At 64.8% G+C, this 22855-nt stretch carries 20 protein-coding genes; 7 read left to right on the top strand and 13 right to left on the bottom strand.

The window, feature by feature from the left end:
- Positions 1–143 precede the first annotated feature (143 nt).
- Positions 144–1301: an aminotransferase class I/II-fold pyridoxal phosphate-dependent enzyme gene (locus V9F06_13015; protein MEI2618528.1), complete on the top strand. Its 1158-nt coding sequence runs from the start codon at positions 144–146 to the stop codon at positions 1299–1301.
- A gap of 60 nt (positions 1302–1361) precedes the next feature.
- Here V9F06_13015 and V9F06_13010 read toward each other — a convergent pair whose 3' ends face one another.
- Entirely contained in the window at positions 1362–1952 is a 591-nt protein-coding gene (locus tag V9F06_13010; GenBank protein ID MEI2618527.1) for a dihydrofolate reductase family protein, read from the bottom strand.
- A gap of 138 nt (positions 1953–2090) precedes the next feature.
- On the opposite strand from V9F06_13010, the gene V9F06_13005 reads away from it, so the two are divergent.
- Together V9F06_13005 and V9F06_13000 are read left to right on the top strand one after the other, a co-directional pair.
- The gene (locus V9F06_13005) at positions 2091–2384 is read left to right on the top strand and encodes a type II toxin-antitoxin system Phd/YefM family antitoxin (protein ID MEI2618526.1); all 294 of its coding nucleotides are present in this window, start codon (positions 2091–2093) and stop codon (positions 2382–2384) included.
- On the top strand, positions 2381–2653 hold the full coding sequence (locus V9F06_13000) for a Txe/YoeB family addiction module toxin (protein MEI2618525.1): 273 nt from the start codon (positions 2381–2383) through the stop codon (positions 2651–2653). The genes V9F06_13005 and V9F06_13000 overlap by 4 nt, the downstream gene beginning before the upstream one ends.
- 142 nt (positions 2654–2795) lie before the next feature.
- Here V9F06_13000 and V9F06_12995 read toward each other — a convergent pair whose 3' ends face one another.
- Genes V9F06_12995 through V9F06_12965 form a run of 7 tightly spaced genes read right to left on the bottom strand, consistent with a single transcriptional unit; the run spans position 2796 to position 9912 of the window.
- Positions 2796–3449 (bottom strand): ABC transporter ATP-binding protein, encoded by a 654-nt coding sequence (locus V9F06_12995; GenBank protein MEI2618524.1) that lies wholly within the window; start codon positions 3447–3449, stop codon positions 2796–2798.
- On the bottom strand, positions 3421–3873 hold the full coding sequence (locus tag V9F06_12990; GenBank protein ID MEI2618523.1) for an ABC transporter ATP-binding protein: 453 nt from the start codon (positions 3871–3873) through the stop codon (positions 3421–3423). Before V9F06_12990 ends, V9F06_12995 begins: the two co-directional genes overlap by 29 nt.
- Positions 3874–3903: 30 nt before the next feature.
- On the bottom strand, positions 3904–4761 hold the full coding sequence (locus V9F06_12985) for an ABC transporter permease (protein ID MEI2618522.1): 858 nt from the start codon (positions 4759–4761) through the stop codon (positions 3904–3906).
- A gap of 13 nt (positions 4762–4774) precedes the next feature.
- Positions 4775–5674 carry an ABC transporter permease gene (locus V9F06_12980; GenBank protein ID MEI2618521.1) on the bottom strand — a complete coding sequence of 300 codons (900 nt, stop codon included), beginning with the start codon at positions 5672–5674 and terminating at the stop codon, positions 4775–4777.
- Between the two features lie 47 nt (positions 5675–5721).
- Positions 5722–6915 carry an ABC transporter substrate-binding protein gene (locus V9F06_12975; GenBank protein MEI2618520.1) on the bottom strand — a complete coding sequence of 398 codons (1194 nt, stop codon included), beginning with the start codon at positions 6913–6915 and terminating at the stop codon, positions 5722–5724.
- 52 nt (positions 6916–6967) lie between these two features.
- A complete protein-coding gene (locus tag V9F06_12970; GenBank protein ID MEI2618519.1) occupies positions 6968–9121 on the bottom strand; it encodes an acetate--CoA ligase family protein in 2154 nt (717 codons plus the stop codon).
- 5 nt (positions 9122–9126) lie between these two features.
- A complete protein-coding gene (locus V9F06_12965; GenBank protein MEI2618518.1) occupies positions 9127–9912 on the bottom strand; it encodes an enoyl-CoA hydratase in 786 nt (261 codons plus the stop codon).
- 301 nt (positions 9913–10213) lie between these two features.
- Here V9F06_12965 and V9F06_12960 point away from each other — a divergent pair, with 301 nt between their 5' ends.
- A complete protein-coding gene (locus V9F06_12960; GenBank protein ID MEI2618517.1) occupies positions 10214–11194 on the top strand; it encodes an amidohydrolase family protein in 981 nt (326 codons plus the stop codon).
- Positions 11195–11204: 10 nt separating this feature from the next.
- Here the strand turns inward: V9F06_12960 and V9F06_12955 are convergent, their stop codons facing one another.
- A complete protein-coding gene (locus tag V9F06_12955; GenBank protein ID MEI2618516.1) occupies positions 11205–11438 on the bottom strand; it encodes a YozE family protein in 234 nt (77 codons plus the stop codon).
- A 1068-nt stretch (positions 11439–12506) separates the two neighbouring features.
- Positions 12507–15005 carry an ATP-binding protein gene (locus V9F06_12950; GenBank protein MEI2618515.1) on the bottom strand — a complete coding sequence of 833 codons (2499 nt, stop codon included), beginning with the start codon at positions 15003–15005 and terminating at the stop codon, positions 12507–12509.
- Positions 15006–15159: 154 nt separating this feature from the next.
- Between V9F06_12950 and V9F06_12945 the strand changes: the two genes are divergently transcribed.
- The 3 genes from V9F06_12945 (at position 15160) to V9F06_12935 (ending at position 19530) form a co-directional block, all read left to right on the top strand.
- Entirely contained in the window at positions 15160–15666 is a 507-nt protein-coding gene (locus tag V9F06_12945; GenBank protein MEI2618514.1) for a hypothetical protein, read from the top strand.
- Positions 15667–15786: 120 nt separating this feature from the next.
- Entirely contained in the window at positions 15787–17673 is a 1887-nt protein-coding gene (locus V9F06_12940) for a hypothetical protein (GenBank protein MEI2618513.1), read from the top strand.
- A 567-nt stretch (positions 17674–18240) separates the two neighbouring features.
- Positions 18241–19530: a C40 family peptidase gene (locus V9F06_12935; GenBank protein MEI2618512.1), complete on the top strand. Its 1290-nt coding sequence runs from the start codon at positions 18241–18243 to the stop codon at positions 19528–19530.
- Positions 19531–19544: 14 nt separating this feature from the next.
- Here V9F06_12935 and V9F06_12930 read toward each other — a convergent pair whose 3' ends face one another.
- The 3 genes from V9F06_12930 to V9F06_12920 are packed head-to-tail and all read right to left on the bottom strand — an operon-like array spanning position 19545 to position 22854.
- Complete coding sequence (locus tag V9F06_12930; GenBank protein MEI2618511.1) at positions 19545–20477, bottom strand: DNA-3-methyladenine glycosylase; 933 nt, start codon at positions 20475–20477, stop codon at positions 19545–19547.
- Entirely contained in the window at positions 20477–21565 is a 1089-nt protein-coding gene (gene ada / locus V9F06_12925) for a bifunctional DNA-binding transcriptional regulator/O6-methylguanine-DNA methyltransferase Ada (protein ID MEI2618510.1), read from the bottom strand. Before ada ends, V9F06_12930 begins: the two co-directional genes overlap by 1 nt.
- Positions 21566–21624: 59 nt before the next feature.
- Positions 21625–22854, bottom strand: coding sequence for an MFS transporter (locus V9F06_12920; GenBank protein MEI2618509.1), 1230 nt, complete (start codon positions 22852–22854; stop codon positions 21625–21627).
- Between the last annotated feature and the right edge of the window lies 1 nt (position 22855).

Raw genomic sequence — 22855 nt, 5'->3', positions numbered from 1 at the left:
GAGTCGCGGCCGGCTGGCTGTCGATGTGGACAGGGTTAGAGAGCCCCGGCGCCGGCTTGGTGGATCTCGCCGCGCCCGATGACTGGGCGATGGATTTCGTGGCGCGCGATCGGGCGTGCTCGTGGAGTAGTGAGGGACGGTTGATGGCAGACCTTCAGACGACTGTGGCAAACCCGTTTGCCGATCTGGATCTGGACCGCTTGCGGACCCGGACCTGCGCGAAGTGGAATCTGTATCCGACCGATGTGCTGCCGCTCTGGGTTGCGGAGATGGACGCCTATGTCGCCCAGCCAATCGTCGATGCGGTGATGGCAGCGTTGGCGAACGGCGACACCGGCTATCCGTGGGGTCGCGGCTACGCCGAAGCGTATGCCTCGTACGCCTCCGACCGCTGGGGCTACTCGCCCGACATTACTGCGACGGCGATGGTAGCCGACGTGATGAGCGGCGTCCGTGAAGTCTCCCGCGCCATCGGCGATGAGGAGTCGGCGATCATCCTGACGCCGGCGGTCTACCCGCCGTTCTACGGCGTGGCCAAGACGCTCGACCGACCGGTCGTCGCCGCGCCGCTCAATGCGGAGGGTCGGCTCGACTCGGCTGCCCTCGATGCTGCCTTCAAGGAGGCAACCGCCGGCGGCAAGAACGCAGTGTTCCTGCTCTGCAACCCGCACAATCCCAGCGGCGTTGTCCACACCCGCGCCGAGTTGCAGAACGTCGCCAACCTGGCCCGCCAGTACGGCGTCCGTGTCATCTCCGACGAGATCCACTCCCCGCTGGTCATGCCGACCTCGACGATGGTGCCGTACCTGAGCGTCGCCAATACCGGGCCGGACTTCGCGGTCGTGTCAGCCTCGAAGGGCTGGAACCTGGCGGGCTTCAAGGCCGCACTGGTCCTGGCCGGCGCGGATGCCGCCGAGGAGCTGGCGGCACTGGGCTTCCACGGCGCGGGACACATCGCATCGATCGCCCACACGGCGGCGTTCAATAGCGCTCGCGACTGGAATGACGCTGCGATCCGCGGCATCGACGCCAATCGCAAGCTGCTCGGCGACCTGCTGGAGACGCATCTGCCGACTGTTGGCTATCGGATGCCCGAGGCGACCTACCTCGCCTGGCTCGATTGCAGCAGCCTTGGCCTGGGCGACGATCCTGCCGCTGCCTTCCTCGAGAAGGGCCGCGTTGCGTTCAACTCCGGTGTCACCTTTGGCGCCGGCGGCGAGGGCCACGTTCGGGTCAACATGGCCACCTCCCCCGAGATCCTCGAAGAGGCGGTTGCCCGTATGGTGAAGACCGTCGGATAAGCATCGCGCACGGCAAGGCGCCCGCCTGTCCCGCTGGGGACGGGCGAGCGCCTTCTATCCTTATTCCGGTCGGTCCATCACGTAACGCATCATGACAACGCCCGACGGCACTGGCGTGGCGTCGACCAGCCTCATGTTGACCCGCTTGCCGCTTGCGAACAGTCTCTTCCCGCTGCCGAGCGCGATCGGGTAGACGGCCAGATTGAGCTCGTCTACCAGCCCGTGCTCGAACAGCGTCTGGATCAGCACGCTGCTGCCATGGACGAGGATGTCGCCTCCATCCAGCGCCTTCAGCTCACGGATTGCGCCGACGACGTCGCCGCTGATGATCGTCGATCTGCGCCAGGCGTCGGCCGAGGTCAGGGAGTTGGAGACGACGTACTTCTGCATCCGGTTGAAGCCCGGCTCGTTCGGGTCGTCGTCGGCCATTGGCTCGAACGACGCGCCGTGGATCTCCCACGTCTTGCGCCCCAGCAGAAGCGTATCGCCCCGTCCGATCACCTCGAACACCCGTTCGCGGATCTTGTCGTCCCGATACGGCCACGTCCACCCGCCGTGCTCGAACCCACCCTCGGTATCCTCGTCCTTCCTGCCCGGCGCCTGAATCACGCCATCGATCGTGATGAACTCCCAAACGACGATTTTCCGCATAGGTGTCCCCTTCGATTTCGCGTATCGTTGCTACAGCGTAGTCGAACGGAGCGGGGTGGGATCGATATTGGGTCGATCCTCGGGTTGACGGGACGTGTCGCCGCTTGCACTCTATTGTCATTGTCGATGTGATCAGGAATGGAACTGGTCATGGGTGCGATAACCGACGCCGACGCGCATGCGCGATTCGATGAACTCCTCAACCAAGTCGTTGAGGAGCGAGAGCCAGTGATTATCACGAGGCTCGGTCAAGAGCCGGTCGCACTCATCGCTGCGGATGACCTCAACGGGCTGATGGAGACTGTACAGCTTCTTCGTTCGCGGACGAATGCCGAACGGCTGTTAGCGGCCTTGGCGCGAGCGAAGGCTCGCGAGGGGACGCCGACCAGTCTCGCTGCCATTAAGTCCGATATTGGCCTCACCGACGAATGACCACTCGCCGAGTGTGCGTCCTCGACGAGCACTTCCGAGAAGACCTCGAATTCTGGATCGCGACGGACCGCAAGACCGCACTCTGCGTCCTGCGACTTATGGGGGCCGTCCTCCGCGACCCGTTCGCCGGCATCGGCAAACCCGAACGCCTGAAGTATCTCGACCCCGACACCTGGTCGCGCCGGATCACGCAGGAGCACCGGCTCGTCTATCACGTCGATGACGATCGGGTGACGTTCCTGCAGGCGCGGTATCACTACGATCCGTAACGATCGGGCCATGCGGCCAAAGCATCTATCCTGTTGACTATGACGACACTGGGTGGGCATTGGTTGCCATACCCTGGACTGATAAGTCGGTTGCGGATACTGACTTTTGTGGTCGCGCCCGTCAATGCCGAGTTGCGAATGATTACGATGGCAGAACCCGTGTGTCCGCCGCGCGCCAGGTGAGTTGTACCTCGTCGGCCACAGCCGGGATCCGCATCGTGCTGGGGACACGCGCCAGCAGCCGCGCGCCGGCGGTGGAGCGGGCGAAGACCTGCGCGGTCTGACCCATGTAGACGATCTCCTCGACGCGGGCGCTGGCTGAATTCAGGTCGGCGGTGGCATCGGGTGCGGCGTCGCTAATCTGCACTTTTTCGGGCCGAAGCACGATGACGACGTGGTCGCCCTGCTGGACTCCGTCGACCCGTGAGGCGCGGACATTCGCGCGCAGGCCATCGACGTCGAGCGTCAGGTCGCCATTAGCTGCGACGACCCGAGCCGGGAGGACGTTCGACTCGCCGATGAACGTGGCGACGAACTGGGTGGTCGGGTACTCGTAGAGCGTCTTCGGGTCGGCTACCTGCAGCAGCTTACCGTCGTTCATCACCCCGACGCGGTCGGACATCGACAGCGCCTCGTCCTGGTCGTGGGTGACGTAGAGCACGGTCGCGCCGATCTGCCGCTGTAGCCGCTTGAGCTCCAGCCGCATGTGGTCGCGCAGGTTGCGATCGAGTGCGCCGAGCGGCTCGTCCATCAACAGGATCGACGGGTTATAGACCATCGCTCGCGCCAATGCCACGCGCTGCTGCTGGCCACCGGAGAGCTGGCGCGGGTAGCGCTTGCCGAACTCGCCGAGCTGGGTCGATCTCCAGCGCCTGCCGTACCCGCTCGGAAGTCTCCTTCTTGTCCACTCGACGCATCTTTAGCGGGAAGCTGACGTTATCCTCGACCGTCATGTGCGGGAAGAGGGCATAGTTCTGGAAGACCATGCCGATGTTGCGCTGGTGCGGCATCAGCGTCGTGACGTGGACGCCATCGATCAGGATGTCGCCGGACGTCGGCATCTCCAGCCCAGCCAGCATCTTCAGTGTCGTTGTCTTCCCGGAACCACTCGGGCCGAGGAGGGTGAAGAACTCGCCCCGGTTGATCTCCAGGTTGACATGGTCGACGACGTTCTTCTGCTGGAACGCCTTGCAGACATCGCGGAGGACTACATTCCCCATTTGACCTATCCTCTTCGTCGCCGCGCCCGGCTAGCCCGAGCGACGACGATCGCGCATGGTGCTGATGATATCTACGAGCAGGAATATCCCCATCGAGAACGCGATCAACAACGTGCCGGCCACCGCCAGCACCGGCGTCAGGTCATAGCGCACGCTGTTCCACATCTGCCGCGCCAGTGTGATCGTCTCGCCGCCGCCGAGGAAGGTGATGATGATGACCTCGTCGAAGGCGAGGATGAAGGCGAAGAAGAAGCCGGCGAAGATGCTGGTCGCGATCTGTGGCAGGGTGATGTGCCAGAGCACGCGTAGTGGCCCGGCGCCCAGCGTCGCGGCGGCATGCTCCTGGGTCGGGTCGAACTGAGTCAATGCGGCCGTGACGGTCACCAGTGAGTAGGGGATGCCAAGCACCCCGTAGGCAGCGGCGATCGCGTACTTGTTGCCGATCAGTTGCAGGTCGGCAAAGAACAGGTAGAAGGCCAGTGCCAGGATGATCGTCGGCGCGACGATCGGCGAGAACATCAGTGCCAGCACCAGACTCTTGCCACGAAATGTGACCCGCGAGAGCGCCCAGGCGGCCATCGTGCCGAGCAGCGTTGAGATGACTGCAGCAATCAGCGCCAGTGACAGGCCGGTGCGGATCGCACGCATCCAGACATCGTTGCCGAAGAAGTCGCGATACCAGCGCAGGCCCGGGTTCTGGATTGGGAAAGACAGGTAGCCGACCCCATTGAACGACTGGTGGATGACGATCGCAATCGGCGCGATCAAGAAGACGAAGATCGCGCCGACAAACGCATAGTAGAACCAGCGGAACAGGTTGCGCTGAACCCGCATCCGGAGCGGAATGCGCGGGGCACGTCCAGCGGTGGTTGTCTGAATGGCGGCCATGACACTGCCCTCCTTATCCGCCGAACAGGCCCTCGACGCGCCCGAACCGCCGCGAGGCGACATAGAGCAGGGTCGAGATGCCGAGCAGTAGGACGGCCGCGGCAGCGGCTACTCCCCATTGGAAGGTCTGATTGACGAAGCGGTCGATCAGATTGGCGAACATCAGCTGGCGCGGTCCGCCGAGGAGAGCCGGGGTGATGTAGTAGCCCAACCCCATGATGAAGACGAGCATCGAGCCGCTGGCCACACCCGGCATGCTTAGCGGCAGGTAGACCGTCAGGAATGCCCGCACCGGTGACGCACCGAGGGTTTGCGCCGCCAGCACGAGCGACTTGTCGATCTGAGCCATTGTCGCCGTCAGCGTCAGAATCATGAACGGCAGCAGGACGTGAACCATGCCGATCACGACCGCCTTCTCGCTGAAGAGCAGGTGGAATGGCTTATCGTTGTTGAGCGGCGCGAACCAGGCGTTGATCAGTCCCTTGTCGCCGAGGATGACGATCCAGGCGAACGAGCGCACCAGCACGCTCGTCCAGAACGGCAGCAGGACGAGGAATGTCGCCATCCGGGCTGCGCGCGGCGGCAGCGTTGAGAGCATATAGGCGACGGGGTAGCCCAGCAGCAGCGTCAGCACGACGACGTAAAACGAGATGCGAACGGTTGTGAAGAGCACGCGCCGATAGCCTGAGTTGGTGAACAGATCGCGAAAGTTGCCAAGCCCAAGGTTTGGATCCGTGATGCTGCGGAGCAACATCACGGACACTGGGTAGACATACATGACCAACATATAGAGCACCGGTAGGACGAGCAGCAGCCAAGTGAAGCGTGCCTGTCTGGAGTCTCCGGGTAACCGGCGTTGTCGCGGGCCGGCGATCGGATCGGCCGCATTCGCCGCGTCCGATACGCTGTTCATGGCTGTTTCCTCTCCTCGGTGATGAGGCCACCCGGTCGGCTGTGTCGTCAGCTGAGGATCAGTGCCTGAAACTGCTCCAACACCTTGGCTCGATTCTTACCCCACCACTCTTCGTCCGGGACGAACTGCAGTCCGGCATTGTCTGGGTGGGTCGGCAGCAGCTTTGCGTGTTCCGGGTCCATCAGGTCGTAGGCCTTGGTATTGGTCGGTCCCTCGACATAGTTACCCCACACCTTCGCCTGGACGTCAGCCCGCAGCGAGTAGGCGGCGAGCTTCTGAGCCGCGTCGACGTTCTTTGCCCCCTTCGGGATATTCCAGAATGCCGGTGTCAGCGACCCCTGGTTGAAGGTGAAGCCAATCGGCGCGCCCTGGTCGCGCAACGAGTGAATCCGCCCGATCCAGATACTGGACGCTACGACCTGCTCGCTCGTCAGGAGCTGGCCGGGCTGGGCGCCCGAATCCCACCACTGAGCGATGTTCGGCATGATCTCCTTGAGCTTCTTGAGTGCTCGATCGACGTCGATCGGATAGAGATCCTTCATCTCGACGCCGTCAGCCAGTAGCGCGAACTCCAGCGGCGGCTGGCTGCCGCCTTGCAGAGAGCGCTTTCCGGGAAACTTCTCGACGTCCCAGAATTCGGTCCAATTTTCGATCTTCTTACCCTCGCCAAGCGTTTTCGTGTTCCAGCCGATGTTGGTTGAAAAGACGTAGAACCCAGCGCCAAACGGATGACGGTAGATCTCGGGCACGCCGTCGATCGTCGCCTGGTCGAAGATCGAGTAGTCGATCTTTTCGAAGTAATCCTCGCCCAGTTCGATGACCCAGTTGATGCCGCCCTCGACTAGGTCCCACTCGATGTTGCCGGTGTCCACCATCGCTTTGAGCTTGGCCGGATCCGGCGGACCGGTCATGATGACCTCGATGCCAGTCTCTTCGGTGAATGGCTGGAAGACATACTTGTTTTCAGCGTCCTGGATCGCGCCGCCCCAGACGGCGACCCGCACTTGTCCACCTTTGCCAGATGAGCCGGAGCTTCCGCTGCCGGAAGTCGGCGAGGCGCTGCCGCTCGATGGCGCGGTCGTTGCCCCGCCCTTGTCGCCGCCGCAGGCGGCCAGCAGCGACGTTACGCCGCCCATCATCGCGAGCGCGGCGCCGGCCCGGCCTCCGTAGCGCAGCAGTCCGCGTCGGGAGAGTCTGGTCTGTAGTCTTTCCGGGAGCGTGTCATCGAATCGACGCGTCATTTGTCTCCTCATTCTTCCTGAGTGGTGAATCCCCTGGTCGTGGACGATCCCCTCACACCACCGCCAGCGCGTCTACCGCGACGCAGCCGTCGGCGCTCACCAGAACTGGGTTGAGGTCGAGCTCACGCACTTCGGGGAGCTCGGCCAGTAGAACCGAGACGCGGGAGATGATGTCGGCGGCGGCGCTGATGTCGGCTGCGGGCCGGCCGCGGAATGGGCCGAGCAGCGCCGCGCCGCGTAGTCCTGCCAGCATCGATCGCGCCTCGGCAGAATCGATCGGGGCGAGCCGTGTCGTCGCGTCCTGGAGCGCCTCCGCGAATATCCCGCCGAGGCCGGCGACGACGATCGGGCCGAACAGTGGGTCGTTGCGCCCGCCGACGATCAGCTCGACCAGTCCGGCCACCATCCCCTCGACCTGCACCCCGCGCACTCGCGCATCGGGTGCGCGGGCGGCGACGCGTTCCAGCAGGGCGGCGTATTCGGCGCGGAGCTGGTCGTCGGACTCGATGCCGAGCGCAACGCCGCCGACTTCGGTCTTGTGGTGGATGCCTTCGGCGTCGATCTTCAGCGCCACCGGATAGCCGGCCTCGTTGGCCAGCGCGAGAGCGGCGTCGAGGCTCGTCGCCAGTCCGCCGGCCGGGATCGGGATGCCGTAGAGGCTCAGCAGCGCCTTGCTGGTTGCCTCGGAGACGCCACCGCTGCCGGCCGGCGGCAGCAGCGCGAGCGCGGTGAGTCGACGCTCGGCGTCTACCTTGTGCGCGTAGCTGGCGGCTGAGTGGATCTCGCGCCAGCGGGCGTACGAGCCGGCATGGCCAATCGCCCGGGCGGCGGTCCGCGCGCCGATGAGCTGGATCACTCCGGCCTCGGCCAGCGTGTCGGTCATCTCGTAGGAGGCGTCTGTCAGGATGTTGATGATGGCCATCGGGATGTCAGTCTGCTCGCGGGCATCGGCCATCCCGGCGATCATCTTGTCCCAGCCAGTGGCCGAGATCGGGCCGGAGACGCGGGTTGTATCGCCGATGCAGGCGACGATGTTGACGCCTGGTGTCATGGCCAGCAGCTTCGCCGTCTCGCGGTAGACGTCGCGGTTGCCCCAGCCGGCGGCGGTGATGTCGAGTGGGTTGAGCGGGTTTGCGAACGGCGGCAGCAAGCCCAGCAGCGCCTCGCGCGTCTCCGGCAGCAAGTCGGGCAGCTCGACGCCGCTGGCGGCGGCCATGTCCGAGATCAGTCCGCATTCACCACCGGAGCTGGCGAAGACCCCCAGCCCGGCGCCGGCCGGCCGGCGAGCGGCGCTGAGCAGCTTGGCTGTCTCGCTCATCTCTTCGAGGTCGTCGACGCGGATCACGCCGTATTGCGCGAAGAGCGCGTCGTAGAGCTGGTCCGAGCCGGTTAGCGAGCCGGTATGGGCCACCGCAGCCTGGCTGCCCTTCTCCGATCGACCCAGCTTCAGCGCGACGATCGGCACGTCGCGCTCGGACGCGAGAGCGGCGACGCGCCGGAACCGGGCGACGTCCGACAACCCCTCGATTACGGCGGCGATGACGCGAATATTCGGTTCGGCCAGGAAGAAGCTCATGATGTCGACCACGTCGACGACCGCCTGGTTGCCAGCCGAGACGCTGTGGGCCAGGCGTAGACCGCGGCTGGAGCTCATCAGGGTCAGGGCCATGTTGCCGCTTTGCGCGACCAGCCCGACCGCGCCATCGTGGCGCGGCTCGCCGATCGGGATCGACCAGAGCGCCGCGTCGCCGAGGTAGCTCATCACCCCGAGGCAGTTCGGGCCGATCAGTGGGAAGCGATCGCCGCAGATCGCCCGCAGCTCGGCCTGCAGCGCCTGCCCGTCTTCCCCGGCCTCGGCGAAGCCGCTGCCGAACGCGATGCCGCTCTTTGCACCAGCCTCGATCGCCTGCCGAACGACCCCCGGAACGATGCGCGATGGGACTGCGATGGCGACGGCGTCGACCGGCTCGGGGATCGAGCCGATCTCGGGGTAGGCGCGCAGCCCGGCGATCTCATCGTAGTTCGGATTGATCGGGTAGATCGGGCCGGCGAACCGGAACGCTTTCAGCGCCTCGACGACGCGCAGCCCGTAGCCCCCCTTTGGCGACGCCCCGACGACGGCGACCGAGCGGGGGTAGAACAGCGGATAGAGCGGGTGGGACGCGGAATCGCCGGACATGCGCGTCCAGTTGCTGCCGGTGGTCATCGGAATTACCGACCCTGGAAGTTGGCCTCGCGGCGCTCGAGTGTCGCCGCCAGACCTTCTTTTGAATCCTCGCTCCTGCCGCAGATTTCCCCGGCCCGTCGCTCGTTGCGCAGCGCGTCCTCGATGTTGAGCAGGGGGTTCTGGCGGATGTTCTCCTTGGCCAGGCCGATGGCGAGCGTCGGGCCTTTGGCCAGCCGGCCGGCCAGCTCCAGCGCGGTCGGCATCAGTTCCTCCGGCTCGACCAGCCGGTTGAGCAGGCCGATCCGATCGGCCTCGTCAGCCTCGATGATCCTGCCCGTGTAGATCATCTCCATCGCGCGCGCCTCACCGATCAGCCGCGGCAGCAGGAACGACCCGCCGGCATCCGGGCAATAGCCGAGCTTGATGTACGCCTCACCGAAGCGCGCCTTTGTCGACGCCACCCGCAAGTCGGAAGCGAGCGTGATGTCGCACCCTGCGCCGACGGCCACGCCGTTCACCGCGGCGATGACCGGCTTCGGCAGGCGGTAGATGCGGGCGACCAGGGCGTGGGCCAGCTCGATCCAGCTGGATTGCGGCTCCGCGTCCTCGTACCCTGCGCCCCACTCCTTGACGTCGGCGCCAGCGCAGAAGCCACGTCCCGCGCCGGTGATGACCAGGCTCCGGACGGCAGGATCGTATCCCGCCCGCTCGACGGCGTGGTTCAGCTCGACGAGATGAGGCCGGTTCAGTGCGTTCATCGCGTCGGGCCGGTTCAGCGTGATGATCGCGATTCCGCCCTGCTGCTCCCAGAGAATGTGCTGGTACTCCACGTGTCCTCCTCGTTTCCACGACGTGTTGACGCAAGCTGCTCCACCATCTGCGGAGAGGCCGCGCGGGTGAGAGGCTGCCGGCACTCCCCTGTGGCGGGCGCGACACCGGCTCGCGTTGACAGGCGATATCGCCGGACGGTACAGCAGGGTCCGGAGGTCGTCAAGAGCCCGATGAGCCGCCCCATGACGATGGGTCGGGCCGGTCGCGACGGGATCGTTCGCCTATTATTCGTCCGGTGGTCGATATCGCCGATCCGGATATGCCGGACTGTCGGAGCAATCGTCAGTACCTGGAGGCTACATGCGCATTGATGCCCATACCCACGTCCAGCCACCCGAGTTTCTGAAGAGCTTGCTCGAATCCGGGCGCTACGAGGTGGAGCGTGGCCAGGGCGAGCAGCTGATCGTCAAGGAAAAGGGTTCGCGCTTCTTGACGATCGTGCCGGAGATGCACCAGATATCGGACCGTGTCGCTGCGATGGACGCCGCCGGGATCGATGTCCAGATCCTGTCGGTCAGCGTGCCGCAGGTCTACTTCCTGGACGGGCTGGCCAGCGTCGAGCTGGCGCGGATATGCAACGATGCGTTGGCCGCGATCGTTCGGCAATACCCCGATCGGTTCCGGGCGCTGGCCAGTATCCCGCTGACGGCCGACGCTGGCGCAGCGATCGCAGAGCTTCGCCGCAGCATGGATGATCTTGGAATGCCCGGCTTCCTGATCGGCGGCAACATCGGCGGCTTGCCGATCGACGACCCGCGGCTCGATCCGTTCTACGAGGAGGCGAACCGCCTGGGGGCGGTGATGCATATCCACCCGATGGCGCCGGCCGGCATCGAGTCGATGGGTCAGTATGCGCTCGTGGTGCTCGTTGGCTATCCGTTCGATACGACGCAGGCGATCGCCCGGCTGATCTTCTCCGGATTCTTCGATCGATACCCACGGATCAACGTCATCGGCTCCCACCTCGGCGGCGCGATCCCATTTCTTGCCGCTCGTCTGGACAGCGGCTACCGGAGCTATCGGGATTGCCAGGCCATCGCGAGCCCGCCAAGCGAGGTGATGAAGCGGCTCTACCTCGACACGACCAATGCCTCCAGCGCCGCGATCGAGCTTGCGGCCAGCGTCGTTGGAGCGGATCGGCTACTCTTCGGGTCCGACTACCCGCACGTCGTCGGCGACCTGGCCGGCAGTATCGCTGCCGTCGAAGCCGCGATCGATCTCCAGCATCACGATAGCGTTCTCGGTGGCGCTGCGGCGGAGCTTTTCGGGCTGACGACGTAGCCAGACCGAGTCAGTCGCGGCCCTGGCGTTGGCGCTGCTGCCACTCGCCCCACGCGTCGCGGAGCGCCTCGATCGCCAGATGGCTGGCCTGGAGGGACTCGAGGTAGACGCGCGCCGTCGCATACGTCGTCGCCGTCGGCGGCCAGTCGGGATCATCAACCATGTCGCGCGCGCAATCGCCGACTGCGTCATCGCGCTGCGCCTGGAGCGCCAGCCAGATCAGGAACGAGTGGTCGTCCGACATCCTCTATCCTCCCGGGATACTCGCGCTGGCTCCCGTGTCTCGTCCCAATTCCTAAATTCCTGATCCCCATAGGATTGGGAATTTGGGAATCCACCTGCGTGTGCTGGTACCACCAATGGGTGGCTCCGGCAGCCACCCCGCCCTTCTGTCATCCTGAATGCTCCGACTAGCGTGATGTGTCCTGTACTGTGGTGCGACAGCCACCCCGGCCGTTTGTCATGCTGAGCCTCAGCGAAGCATCTCCTCATGCTGGATGCATTCAGACGCAGGAGAGATCCTTCGGCTGCGGCCTCAGGATGACAAGGTGCGGGGAGGCTGCCAACCTGACACATCATGCTAGTCACTGTACTGAATACAGCGACCAGCGTGATCTGTCATGTCGTTGGGTACGGCAAGCCCCCTTCCCTCTGTCATCCTGAACGGAGTGAAGGATCCGTTTTCCCGCATGGAAACCCAGAAACGGGGAGGACGGATGTTTCGCTCCGCTCAACATGACAGAGGCACAGGTGGCTGTCGACCGGACACTTCATGGTAGTCGCTGTACTGAATGCTCCGACCAGCGTGATGTGTCCTGTACTGTGGTGCGACAGCCACCCCGGCCGTTTGTCATGCTGAGCCTCAGCGAAGCATCTCCCCTGGCTGGATGCATTCAGACGCAGGAGAGATCCTTCGGCTGCGGCCTCAGGATGACAAGGTGCGGGGAGGCTGCCAACCTGACACATCATGCTAGTCACTGTACTGAATGGGCTGTCAACGTCAGACTGTCCGATCGGCAGCCTGCCCCTCCATCTGTCATCTTGAGGTCGCAACCGAAAGATCTCCTCCAGGTATGTGACAGTCCAACGCAGGAGAGATTCTTCGCGTGCGCGCTCAGAATGACAGGCCGCGGGGGTGGCTGCCACGCCAACATGTGTGCCACTTCGACGTCGACGACCCACTGAACGGAGCGAAGAACCCGTTTCCCTGTCTGAAAGCCAGAAAGCAGGGAGGACGGATGTTTCGCTCCGGGCGCTACATGACAGAGGCACAGGTGGCTGTCGACCGGACGCTTCATGCTCGTCGCTGCACTCAGGATGCCGACGGCGAACCCTGGGCGGCAACTGGCTGCGCCCCATCGTCTGACGTCGCGAGCGCCGCGGTCCTGGTAGCGGCGAAGGCGTGCGCCTGCGCCGCGTAATGCCGCAGGCGGGCCACCACCCTACCGTGGACGCTCTCGGGCGGGTATTCTCCGTTGTCATCGCGCTTGCCGGCCGGGATGCCAGTCAGCATCTCGATCCCCTCATCGATCGTGCGGGCAGACCAGATGTGGAACTGGCCGGCTTCGACTGCCGTGACCACCTCGTCGGATAGCATCAGGCTGGGTACGTTCGTCGCCGGAATCATCACACCCTGTTCGCCAGTGAGACCGAGCGACCGGCAGACCTTGAAGAATCCTTCGATCTTGTCGGTGACGCCGCCGACCGCCTGGACCTTGCCATACTGGTCCACCGAGCCGGTCACGGCGATCGACTGGCGGAGCGGGATATCGCCGATGGCCGAGAGCAGCGCGTAGAGCTCGACCGACGACGCGGAGTCCCCCTCGACCTCGTCATAGGACTGCTCGAAAGTGATCGTCGATCGGATTGCGAGCGGGGCCTCTTGCCCATATTGCCCGTGCAGGTAGCCGGTCAGGATCAGGAATCCCTTGGCATGGACCGGGCCGGAGAGCTTGATCTCGCGCTCGACGCTCTCAACCTCGCCGCTGCCGAGGGCGACCCGGGCACTGATGCGCGATGGCTGCCCGAAGGCATAGTCGCCGAGGCTCAGCACGGCGATGCCGTTGATCTGGCCGACGCGCTTGCCCGTGGTCTCGACGTCGATCGTGCCGTCGGTCAGCATCTCGTGAACGCGTTCCTCAATCAGATTGGAGCGGTAGACCTTCATGTCGATTGCGTGATTCACGTCCTCGGCGGAGACGATCTCGCGGCCGGCCTTGCCGGCCCAGTAGCTTGCCTCGGTGAGGACGTTGGCGATTTCCAGCATTCGCGCGGACAGCTTGCGCCGATCTTCGCGTAACCGCGCGCCGTGCTCGATGATCCGCGCGACTGCGACGCGGTCGAGATGGCGCAGGTCGTTGTCGCGGATATGACGGCTGATGAACGCGACGTAGTGACCGACATTTTCGTCGTTCCAGGTCATATCCGGCGCGAAATCGGCCTTCACCTTGAAGAGCTCAGCAAAGTCCTCATCGGCTGCGTACAACGCCTGGTAGAGCATCGACGAGCCAATCAGGATTACCTTGATATCGAGCGGGATCGGCTCGGGCCGCAGCGTCGCGACCGGCACCATGCTGAGCTGTTCCCCCATATGCTCAATCCGGATCTCCCGGCAGAGCAGCGCCCGCTTGAGCGCCTCCCACGCGAACGGCTGGCGCAGGATGTCCGTGGCGTGGAGGACCAGTAGCCCGCCATTGGCGCGGTGGAGCGCGCCGGGCTTGATCTCGCGGAAGTCGGTGATCATCGTGCCGAACATCGAGCGGTAGTCCATCCGACCGATCAGGTTGTAGTAGGTCGGGTTGCGCTCGCTGATCACTGGCGCCCCATGTGTCCCCGAGTTGTCGATCAGGACGTTGACCTGATAGCGAGCCAGGTACTCGGCGCGCCGGCCGGCCTGCATCTGCAATGCTGCAGCCTGCGCCGGGTCCGGTGTGGCCATCGTATCTGGAACCCGGAACTCGCCGTAGTTCGCAAGCACGTCCTCCTGCACTGCGTCGATGTAGTGGCGGACTTCATCGACACCGTCGTAGCGCTCGCGCAGCTCGTGGAGCAGCGGCCCGATGGCGAATAGCGTCACATCCCGATCCAGGGCCACGATCCGCTCCGCCGCCTCACGCTCCAGCTGTCGCGCCTGGCGCATCGTCGCCCCGAGTCGTTCCTGAACCAGCTTTCCGTGCTTTTCGATCTCCTGCCGCTGTGTCTCCGGCAGCAGACCGTAGGCCTCGTTCGGGATTGGCTGGTTGTTGATTGTCGGGATCGTCGCGATGCCCGTCTGCGTCATCTGGATCGTGAAGCTGTTGGCGACGGCGAACTGCTGCAATTCCTCGAAGAGCTTGTCGCGGCGCCCCCCGATTTCAGTCAGCACCTCGCGCTGGCGGCGCGCGTAATCGTCGCTGTCAAAGGCGCGTGGAATCTCCCGTTGAGCGTCGCTCACAAACTGGAACATGTCGGCAGCCAGCGCCGCGCCGCGTCCAACCGGGAGCTGAATCGAGTTGGGCTGGTCGGCGTCGTCGAAGTTGTGGACATAGACCCAGTCATTCGGCGTCGGCTGGCGCGGGGCGAACTCATCGACAAGGTCGATGATGCTGGTCTCGCGGCCGGAGCCGGGCTGGCCGGCGACGAACGTGTTGTAGCCATAGGATCGGACCTCCAGCCCGAAACCGATGGCGTCTATCGCGCGTGGCTGGCCGATCGTTCCCCGGCCGGGGGCGACTTCGGCAGTTGTCTCGAATGGTAGCGTTGCCGGGTCGAGTCGTCGCCGCAACGCATCCGGCGTCAACTCCGCGACTGGCTGATGGATCTCGATCGTCATGTGACTACCCTCCGCTCAAAGGCGCTGTTCGCCCTCCACAGCATACGACGGGTTTCACCCGGTCGGGCCGGATGTAGCACGATTGACACATAAGTCATGATCGATATGAGTGGCGACATGCCCGCTGGCCAGCGAGGGGAGCAATGAGGAGATCATGAGGCATATCCTTGTCGTCACATTCGGCCTGCTGTCCGGCATTGCGCTGCTGCTGACAGCCTGCGCGTCGCTGAGTGCGCCGACTCCGACGCCAATTCCGACCGCGACTCCGAGCCCCACCCCGACTCCGATTCCGACGGTAACCCCGACGTTCGCCCCTCCGACGGTTGCCGTTCAGGACGGCGACTCGATTCGTGGCTGCCTGGAGCGCAACCTGACGCCAGAATTGCTGATCAGCCTGTCACAGGACGACACGACGTTTACCGGAGACGTGATGCGCACGTGCCTGGCGACACAGATACCGGATCCGCTCGTCGCCCTGCTCGACCCGATCATCGACGACGCCAGCCAGTGCGTGCTCGATGTCAGCAAGACGCTCAGTAACAGCGATCTGATTGACCTCGCCAGCGGCGACAGCGCCCGGAAGGACGCTATCGTCTCTCGTGTTGCCAGCGGCGTCGTCGATTGCCTGACGACGAAGTACGGGCTCGATTTCTTACGTTGATCGCCGCATCCACGCTCCAATTGTTGCGCCCGTCGCCGCGACCGGGTATCCTCCCCGGATTCACAAGGAAAACGTGCGTTCGCTGGGGGGCGCGCGAAGTGCATCTGAAGGGGGAAGCTCGTGGATTATCCACGCAGACATTTTCGGCATCGACTGATCCTCGTCGTTACGCTGGTCGCGATGCTGCTATCGTCACTTGTCGGGGTGGCCGGCGTCGCGGCAACTTCACCGACGACGCTCGTGCCGATCGGCGGCGGCTATACATCCACATCGCTCAAGGGGTTTGCGCTGATCGCTGCGCAACATGCGACCGACGGTGTCGTCGATATCCTCGTCGGGCCATCGGCGTATGGCAACGATCCGGATGAGCTCGCTGAAAACATCACGGCAGCGCTAAATCGCACGACGCAGATCAAGGATGCGTGCAATACGGCCGTTGCAAGCATGGGCAAGACCTGCACGGCGACGCTGCTGTACCTGTTCATGCGCTCGCAGACCGAAGGGTCTGAGGGTGCAACAGCAGTCGGGCTGCTGAACGCCGCGTCGACCGATGGCGTCTACACGCTCGGCGGCGACCAGGGCATCGCCATGGAGGTCATCGCCAATAGCGCGGTCGAGACTGCGATGGCCAACGCCTACGCCAGCGGCGTCGTCTTCGGCGGCACCAGCGCCGGCGCGGCGGTCCAGTCCATCAACATGATCAACGGCTACACCGATCCGGGCTATCCCGAGAACGCGCTCGAGAAGGACAAGGTTATTGTCTGGTGGGCAAACGACCAGACCGGGTCGGACGACTTCACCCGCGGCCTCAGCTTCGCCTCGCAACGCGCGATCACGGATCAGCACTTCTACCAGCGCGGGCGCTTCGGCCGCCTGCTGAACGTCGTTGGCCTGTCCGACGTGCAGTACAACGGCGCGAGCAAGGTCGGCGTCGCTGTCGACTATGCCACCGGCGCGCAGATCACGAACGACACGACGGTCCACGATGTCTTCGGCGATTCGTCGGCCGCGATTATCGACGGCGAGGTGCTCAACGCGACATTCGACTGGCGCGGACCGAACGAGACGCTGTCGGCCCGCCGGATCGTTACCCACATTATGGCCCCCGATCCGTCGCTCTCCTACGACATGGCGACACGAACGATCTCGAACGCGAGCGGGGTGCTTACGATCAACCCGGGCGCGCTGATGTCGCCGCAACTGACTCGCACACGACCGCGTGGCTCGCTGATCCTCGGCGGCGATCTGTCGGTGGACTGGAATGGTCCGGCAGTGCAGGACGTCGTCAATCGTGTGCAGGCGACGCGCCAGGCGCGGGTTGTCGTCGTGGCCGTCGGCTCGTCGACTGCCTCGGGGCAGGCGCTGGCAAGGGAGTACGTCGCCGGCCTGCGCGGCGCTGGCCTGTCGTGGCAGATGTTTCAGGTGTTCGTCTACGATGCGAGCAGCGCCCGATTCCTGAACTCAATGGGCTTTGACCGCACCGCCGCCGTGGTTCTGGTCGGCGAAGATCAGGCGACGATGGCGACCGCGATCGCAGACCGTCGGTTCTCCGGGATGGTGAACCGGGCGATTGCAAGTGTCCCAGTCGTCGTGACCGATCGGGCGATGACACCGGCGATGGGAACCTTCTACGTGACGAACCGCAGCGTGTTCGATGACGAGGATGACGATATCCAGGACATCGCGATCGACGCGTTCCAGACGGGCAACATCACCGTCGCTCGGGGTCTTGGCATCGTCGAAGGCTCCTTCCAGGGCCGCAACACGCTCGACCAGCACTGGGGCCGGCTGTATAGCCTGGCGAAGTACTCGCCGCGGACGATGGTCTACGGCATCAGCGAGATGACGTCGATCGTCATCGAGCGCAATCGCGCCAGTGTCGCCGGCGAGCGTTCCGTGATCATGCTCGACGGCAGCCAGGGCAAGTACTCCAACGGCACGAACGGCGCATTCTCAGCGCTCAACGTCGTCGTGAACGCCTACGCTCCGGGAGATGCGATCCAGTAATCCGCAGCTCGGCCGCGCGAAACCCCCGTATCCCAGCCAGGGATGCGGGGGTTTCGTTTGTATCCAGATGCCTCGCTGAATGGGTCGTCAACGCCAAAGTGTCGATCAGTCTGGCGCGGCAGCTCGCCCCTTCCTCTGTCATCTTGAGTAGTCGACCGCAGTGATCCTGTCACTCTGGACGGTTCCCGGCCTCCTGTCATTCTGAGCCGCAGCGAAGAATCCGTTCCTCCCCGTCAGCTGCGACCGAACGCAGGGAACCGGATCCTTCACTCCGTTCAGGATGACAGAGAAATAGGAAGCTGCCGGCCTGACACATTCACTGAAGTCGGCTGTTGTGCAGCAGCGAAAGATGACATGACAAAATGATGGCTGTCGATCAGACAATCCGACGTTGACAGCCCACGGAATACGCCAGTCGTATCACGCTGGACAGGGGTTGCCAATCAGTCAATATGTAGGTACGATGTGTACGTACACTGTTCGGCGCGCCGTGGCACGGCCGCGATCGTGGCGTTTGGGCGAATCCTCGCCCGTGGCGCTCGATGCACGACGAAGGAGCAGTCAGCAGTGTCGAGACACACGATTCGCCCACGTGGCCCGCGCGCCGTCATCGTTGCCGTTGCTGTGTTGGCATTGGCCGTCTCGGCGCTCTGGATCCCTGCGCTCGCGCAGGACGACCCGATCGTCGGGACTGCCCGCGTTGTCAATACCGATGGCCATGGTCTCAACCTCCGGGACCGTCCATGGATCGACGCAGATGTCCTGCTTGCCATTCCCGAGGGCGCCGATGTCGATGTCCTGGCGACGGCTCTGCTCGATGATAGCGGCGCGGAGTGGTGGAGTATCCGTGTCGATGGCGTCGTCGGCTACAGCGCCGAACGCTACCTCGCGCTACGTGGAAACGCGCCGCCGCCGGCCCCTCCGCCGGGCAGCGCAAGCGCTGCTGGGCAGCAGGCAGTCGTTGTCGCGACCGACGGACAGGGTCTCAACCTTCGCGAAAATCCATGGGTCGAGGCGGACATACTCGTCTCGATGTCGGACGGGACCGCCGCTGAGGTCCTGAAGGTCGGCTTGCTGGACGACAGCGGCATGGAGTGGTGGAAAGTCAGCGTCGATGGCGTCGAGGGCTACAGTGTGGCTGCCTACCTCGCTGCAACCGGCGCCGCGCCCGTGTCCGGCCCCGCCCAGCCGCGACCTGCCGGGTTCGGGGTTGGCCAGCCGGTGCGAGTGAGCGGCACTGGCGGCGAGGGGGTCAATGTCCGCGACGGCGCAGGAGTCGAGAGCGCAGCCGTCGACCGGTTGCCCGAGGACACCATCGTCACGATCGCCGATGGGCCGATATCCGCTGCGAATGGCGCGGCCTGGTATCGAGTGACGGCTGCCGGCGTGAACGGCTGGGTGCATGGCGGCTACCTCGCTGCCGTGCCAGTGGCCGGCCCGATTCTGGTAAGAGCCGCAGCTGGCGGGGATAGCGGGTCGGGCGTCGGTGACGCGATCGTCGCGGGCGCGATGGCATACGTTGGTGTGCCGTACCTCCCGGCCGGAACGACATCCTCCGGCTTCGACGCCTCGGGCTTCACCTACTTCGTCGTCAACCGTGTGCTGGGCAGCGATTTCCCACGCGCGATCGATCAGCAGATCCGTCAGGGCGTCGCAATCGACGTCGCCAGCCTTCGTCCGGGCGACCTGGTGTTTTTTGAAGACACCTCCCGGGTGGGCTTGTCGCATGTCGGTATCTATGTCGGCGACGGCCAGTTCATCAGCGCGGGCGGCTCGTCGGGCGGCGTTGGGCTGGACAACCTGAACGACGACTACTGGTCGGGCCATTATGTCACCGCCCGGAGGATCGGAGGATAGGTAGCGTCTCGCTCCTACCCTCCGAACTGCCGGCTCATCCAGACGAAGAACGTTGCCCAGGCACGCCAGGGGCGCCAGCGGTCGGCGATCTCACGCAGCTCGGCTTCGTTGGCGCGGCGGCCGAGGGCAGCGGTGCCGATGAGAAGCTGCAGGCTGACATCGCCGGCCGGAATGACATCCGTCCGGCCGAGACCGCGCATCAGCAGATACTCCGCCGTCCAGCGGCCAACGCCGCGCAGGCGGATCAGCTCGGCGATGGCCTCATCGTCGGGCAGGCTGGCCAGCGCGTTGAGATCCAGCCTCCCGGCGGCGATCTCCTGAGAGACGCCGATAACATAGGCGGCCTTCTGGCGGCTGAACTGGAGCGCCAGCAACGCGGCTGGATCGATCTCGGCGACTTCCTCGGGGCGCGGCAGCAACGGATAGCTCGCGCCGTCGATCTCGATCGAGTGGCCGGCCGTCTCGACCAGCCGTTCCTTCAATCGGCGGGCGAAGCCGACATTGATCTGCTGGCCGAGGATCGCCCAGATGAGCGTCTCATACAGATCCGGAATGACGACTGGCCGCATGCCAGGGTACGGCGCGACGAGTGGCGTGAGGATGTCGTCTCCCGCTGCCAGCGCCTCGAACGGCGCCGGGTCGGCGTCGAGCGCGAAGACGCGCCGGACGACCCGCTCGGCAGCGTCGAGTGTCTGGGTACAGGCGCCCTCCCCGGCCACTTCGAGCGCCAGTGTGTCTGGCGTCGGGCCGGGACTGAGCGTCACAAGCACATCGCGCCCATCGAGCGTCAGCGCCCGTCGCCAGGTTGCCGTCTCAAGGTCGACGCGCTCCTGCGTCGAGGCGGTCCAGCCGTGGACATAGGCGAGCGCGAGCGGGAAATCGAGCGCGCCGGCAGGCAGGATCTCCCGCTCGAGTCGGTCTGTCTGTTCGTCTCCGTCGCTCGCCATCAATCTTCGACCGACGCCAGGTCACGCTCGCGGTCGAGCAGCGCCTGCTTGCGCTCGACGCCCCAGCGATAGCCGGAGAGGCTGCCGTCGCTGCGGACGACTCTGTGGCAGGGGACGGTTATCGCGGTCGGGTTCTTCGCGCAGGCCTGGGCGACGGCCCGGACAGCGCGCGGCTCGCCAATGCTGTTCGCTACCTCGGCGTAGGAGCGCGTGCTGCCGAGCGGGATGGTTCTCAGCGCTTCCCAGACGCGGCGCTGGAAGGCTGTGCCGACGACATCAAGCGGCAGATCGAGCGACTCGCGTTTGCCAGCGACGTGATCCAGCACTCGATCCATCCACCCGCCGATCCGGTCGTCGTCGCGCTCGATCTCGGCGGCCGGATATTCGTGGCGCAGCGCATCCTCCAGCGTTCCGTCATCGTCGCCGATGTAGATTGCCGAGACGCCGCGTTCGGTCGCCGCGACAAGAATCCGGCCGAGCGCGCAGTTGCGGATGCTCCAGCCGATTCGCATCCCCTGCCCGCCGCGTCGGTACGTGCCGGGTGTCATCCCCAGCTGTCCAGGCGCGCGCTCGTACAGCCGGCTGCTCGATCCATACCCCGCGTCATACAGCGCCGTTGTCACGTCGTCGCCCCCACGGAGCTGGGTCTTCAGGGTCTCCAGCCGGCGGGCGTCCGCCCAGGCGCGTGGCGAGACTCCGGTGATGCCGGTGAACGTGCGTTGGAGATAGTACGGGCTGAGCCCGACCGCCTTGCCCAACTCGGCCAGCGTCACCGTGCGATCGAGATTCGCGGTCAGGTAGGCGCAGGCGCGCTCGACCATCGCCGCGGCCGGCGGCCGCTCATCGCGGGGGTGGCACCGCAGGCAGGCGCGAAACCCGGCCGCCTCGGCGTCGTCTGGCGTGTCGTAGAACGTGACGTTCTGCCGGTATGGCCGGCGGGCCGGGCAGATCGGCCGGCAGTAGATGTGAGTCGTCTTCACTGCGACGACGAATGTGCCGTCGAACAGTGGGTTCTGATCCACCAGCGCCTGCCAGCGAGCTTCATCGTCGGTCGCGATCGGTTTGACTATCGGTCGTGTCGTGTTCATCATCACCTCCGATCGTATCGTAGGCGCGCCGAACATGCACCGCTATCCGAACGTTGCGGTCAGAGTGCCGGGTCGGGTAGTGTCGTGGCCATGGGCTCGATAACTAACGGCGCGGCAGCCATCTGAATCTCAGCGTTGCGCACCAGTCCGATCCCCGAGAGAGTGATTATGGCAAGTATACCTCCGGCGACGAGGAAGGGCAGCAGTTGCGAGTGCTTGTAGAGGACGGTGCCGAGGAAGGCGCTGACGGCAGCGCCGGCCGTGCCGATCGTTGCGTAGGTGCCCTGAATCCTTCCCTGGATGCGCGGGTCGGCGACTGAGGCGAGGTAGGCATCCAGTGCTGGCACCGTGACCGTTGCGACGGCGCCCTCGATCAGCCCGATGGCCAGAATCACCGGCACTACCTGGATCACTCCGTAGCTGATGATGAGCGCAGCCATAACAAGGTTGCCAATCAGGAGCTTCCGCCACCGGAATCCACGGTCGGCAAGTCGCCCGCCGATCGGGGTGAAGAGCATGAACGCGATCGACCAGGTCGCGAACGAGAGGCCAATCTGAACATCGCTCGCGCCGATATCGTCCAGGTAGATCGACCACACGCCCGCGAACATCCCCTCGAGAATGCGCGCGCCGAAGCCCATGATGAACGCGCCGATCAGCGCGCTGGTGAAGATCGCGGATGTTGGCACCCGTACGCCCGAATCATGCTGGCCCGGTTGCCGGCCGATTCCCCGCAGCCAGCCGAGCGCGATAATGGCCACCGCCAGGTTGATCACAGCAGCGACGATGAAGAGCGGGCTGCGACCAAGCGGAGCGGCGAGAAACCCGCCGAGCGGTGGCCCGAGTAACATCCCGCCGCTGAAGCTGGCGAAGAGCCACGCATATGCCTGCCCTCGCCGGTTGACCGGCGTCACATCCGCGACCAGCGCCCGCAGCGCCGGCATGATCAACGCCAGGCTCACCCCCTGCAGGACGCGTAGCGCGATGAACGTCGTGGCCGAATTGGCGAAGACGAACCCCAGCGAGGCAACTGCTTCGACGGCGAAGCCGGCCGCGATCGGCGTGGTCCGCCCGATCCGGTCCGACAGCGAGCCAAACGGTAGTTGCAAGACAGTCTGGGCGATGAGATAGCTGGAGGCCATGACCCCGATCGCGCCAAGCGAGACGCCGCGCTCGCGGGCGACGAGCGTCAGAAACGGGATCGTCAGCCCGAACGCTCCCCCAGATAATGCGGCGAGGATGAGGATCATGCGCAACGCGGGGTCGCGCATCATCGCGGGCATGGGCATT

It is taken from the genome of Thermomicrobiales bacterium, from assembly GCA_037045155.1.
In the GTDB taxonomy this organism is placed as follows: domain Bacteria; phylum Chloroflexota; class Chloroflexia; order Thermomicrobiales; family CFX8; genus JAMLIA01.
This window is presented reverse-complemented; position numbering and strand designations above follow the sequence as displayed.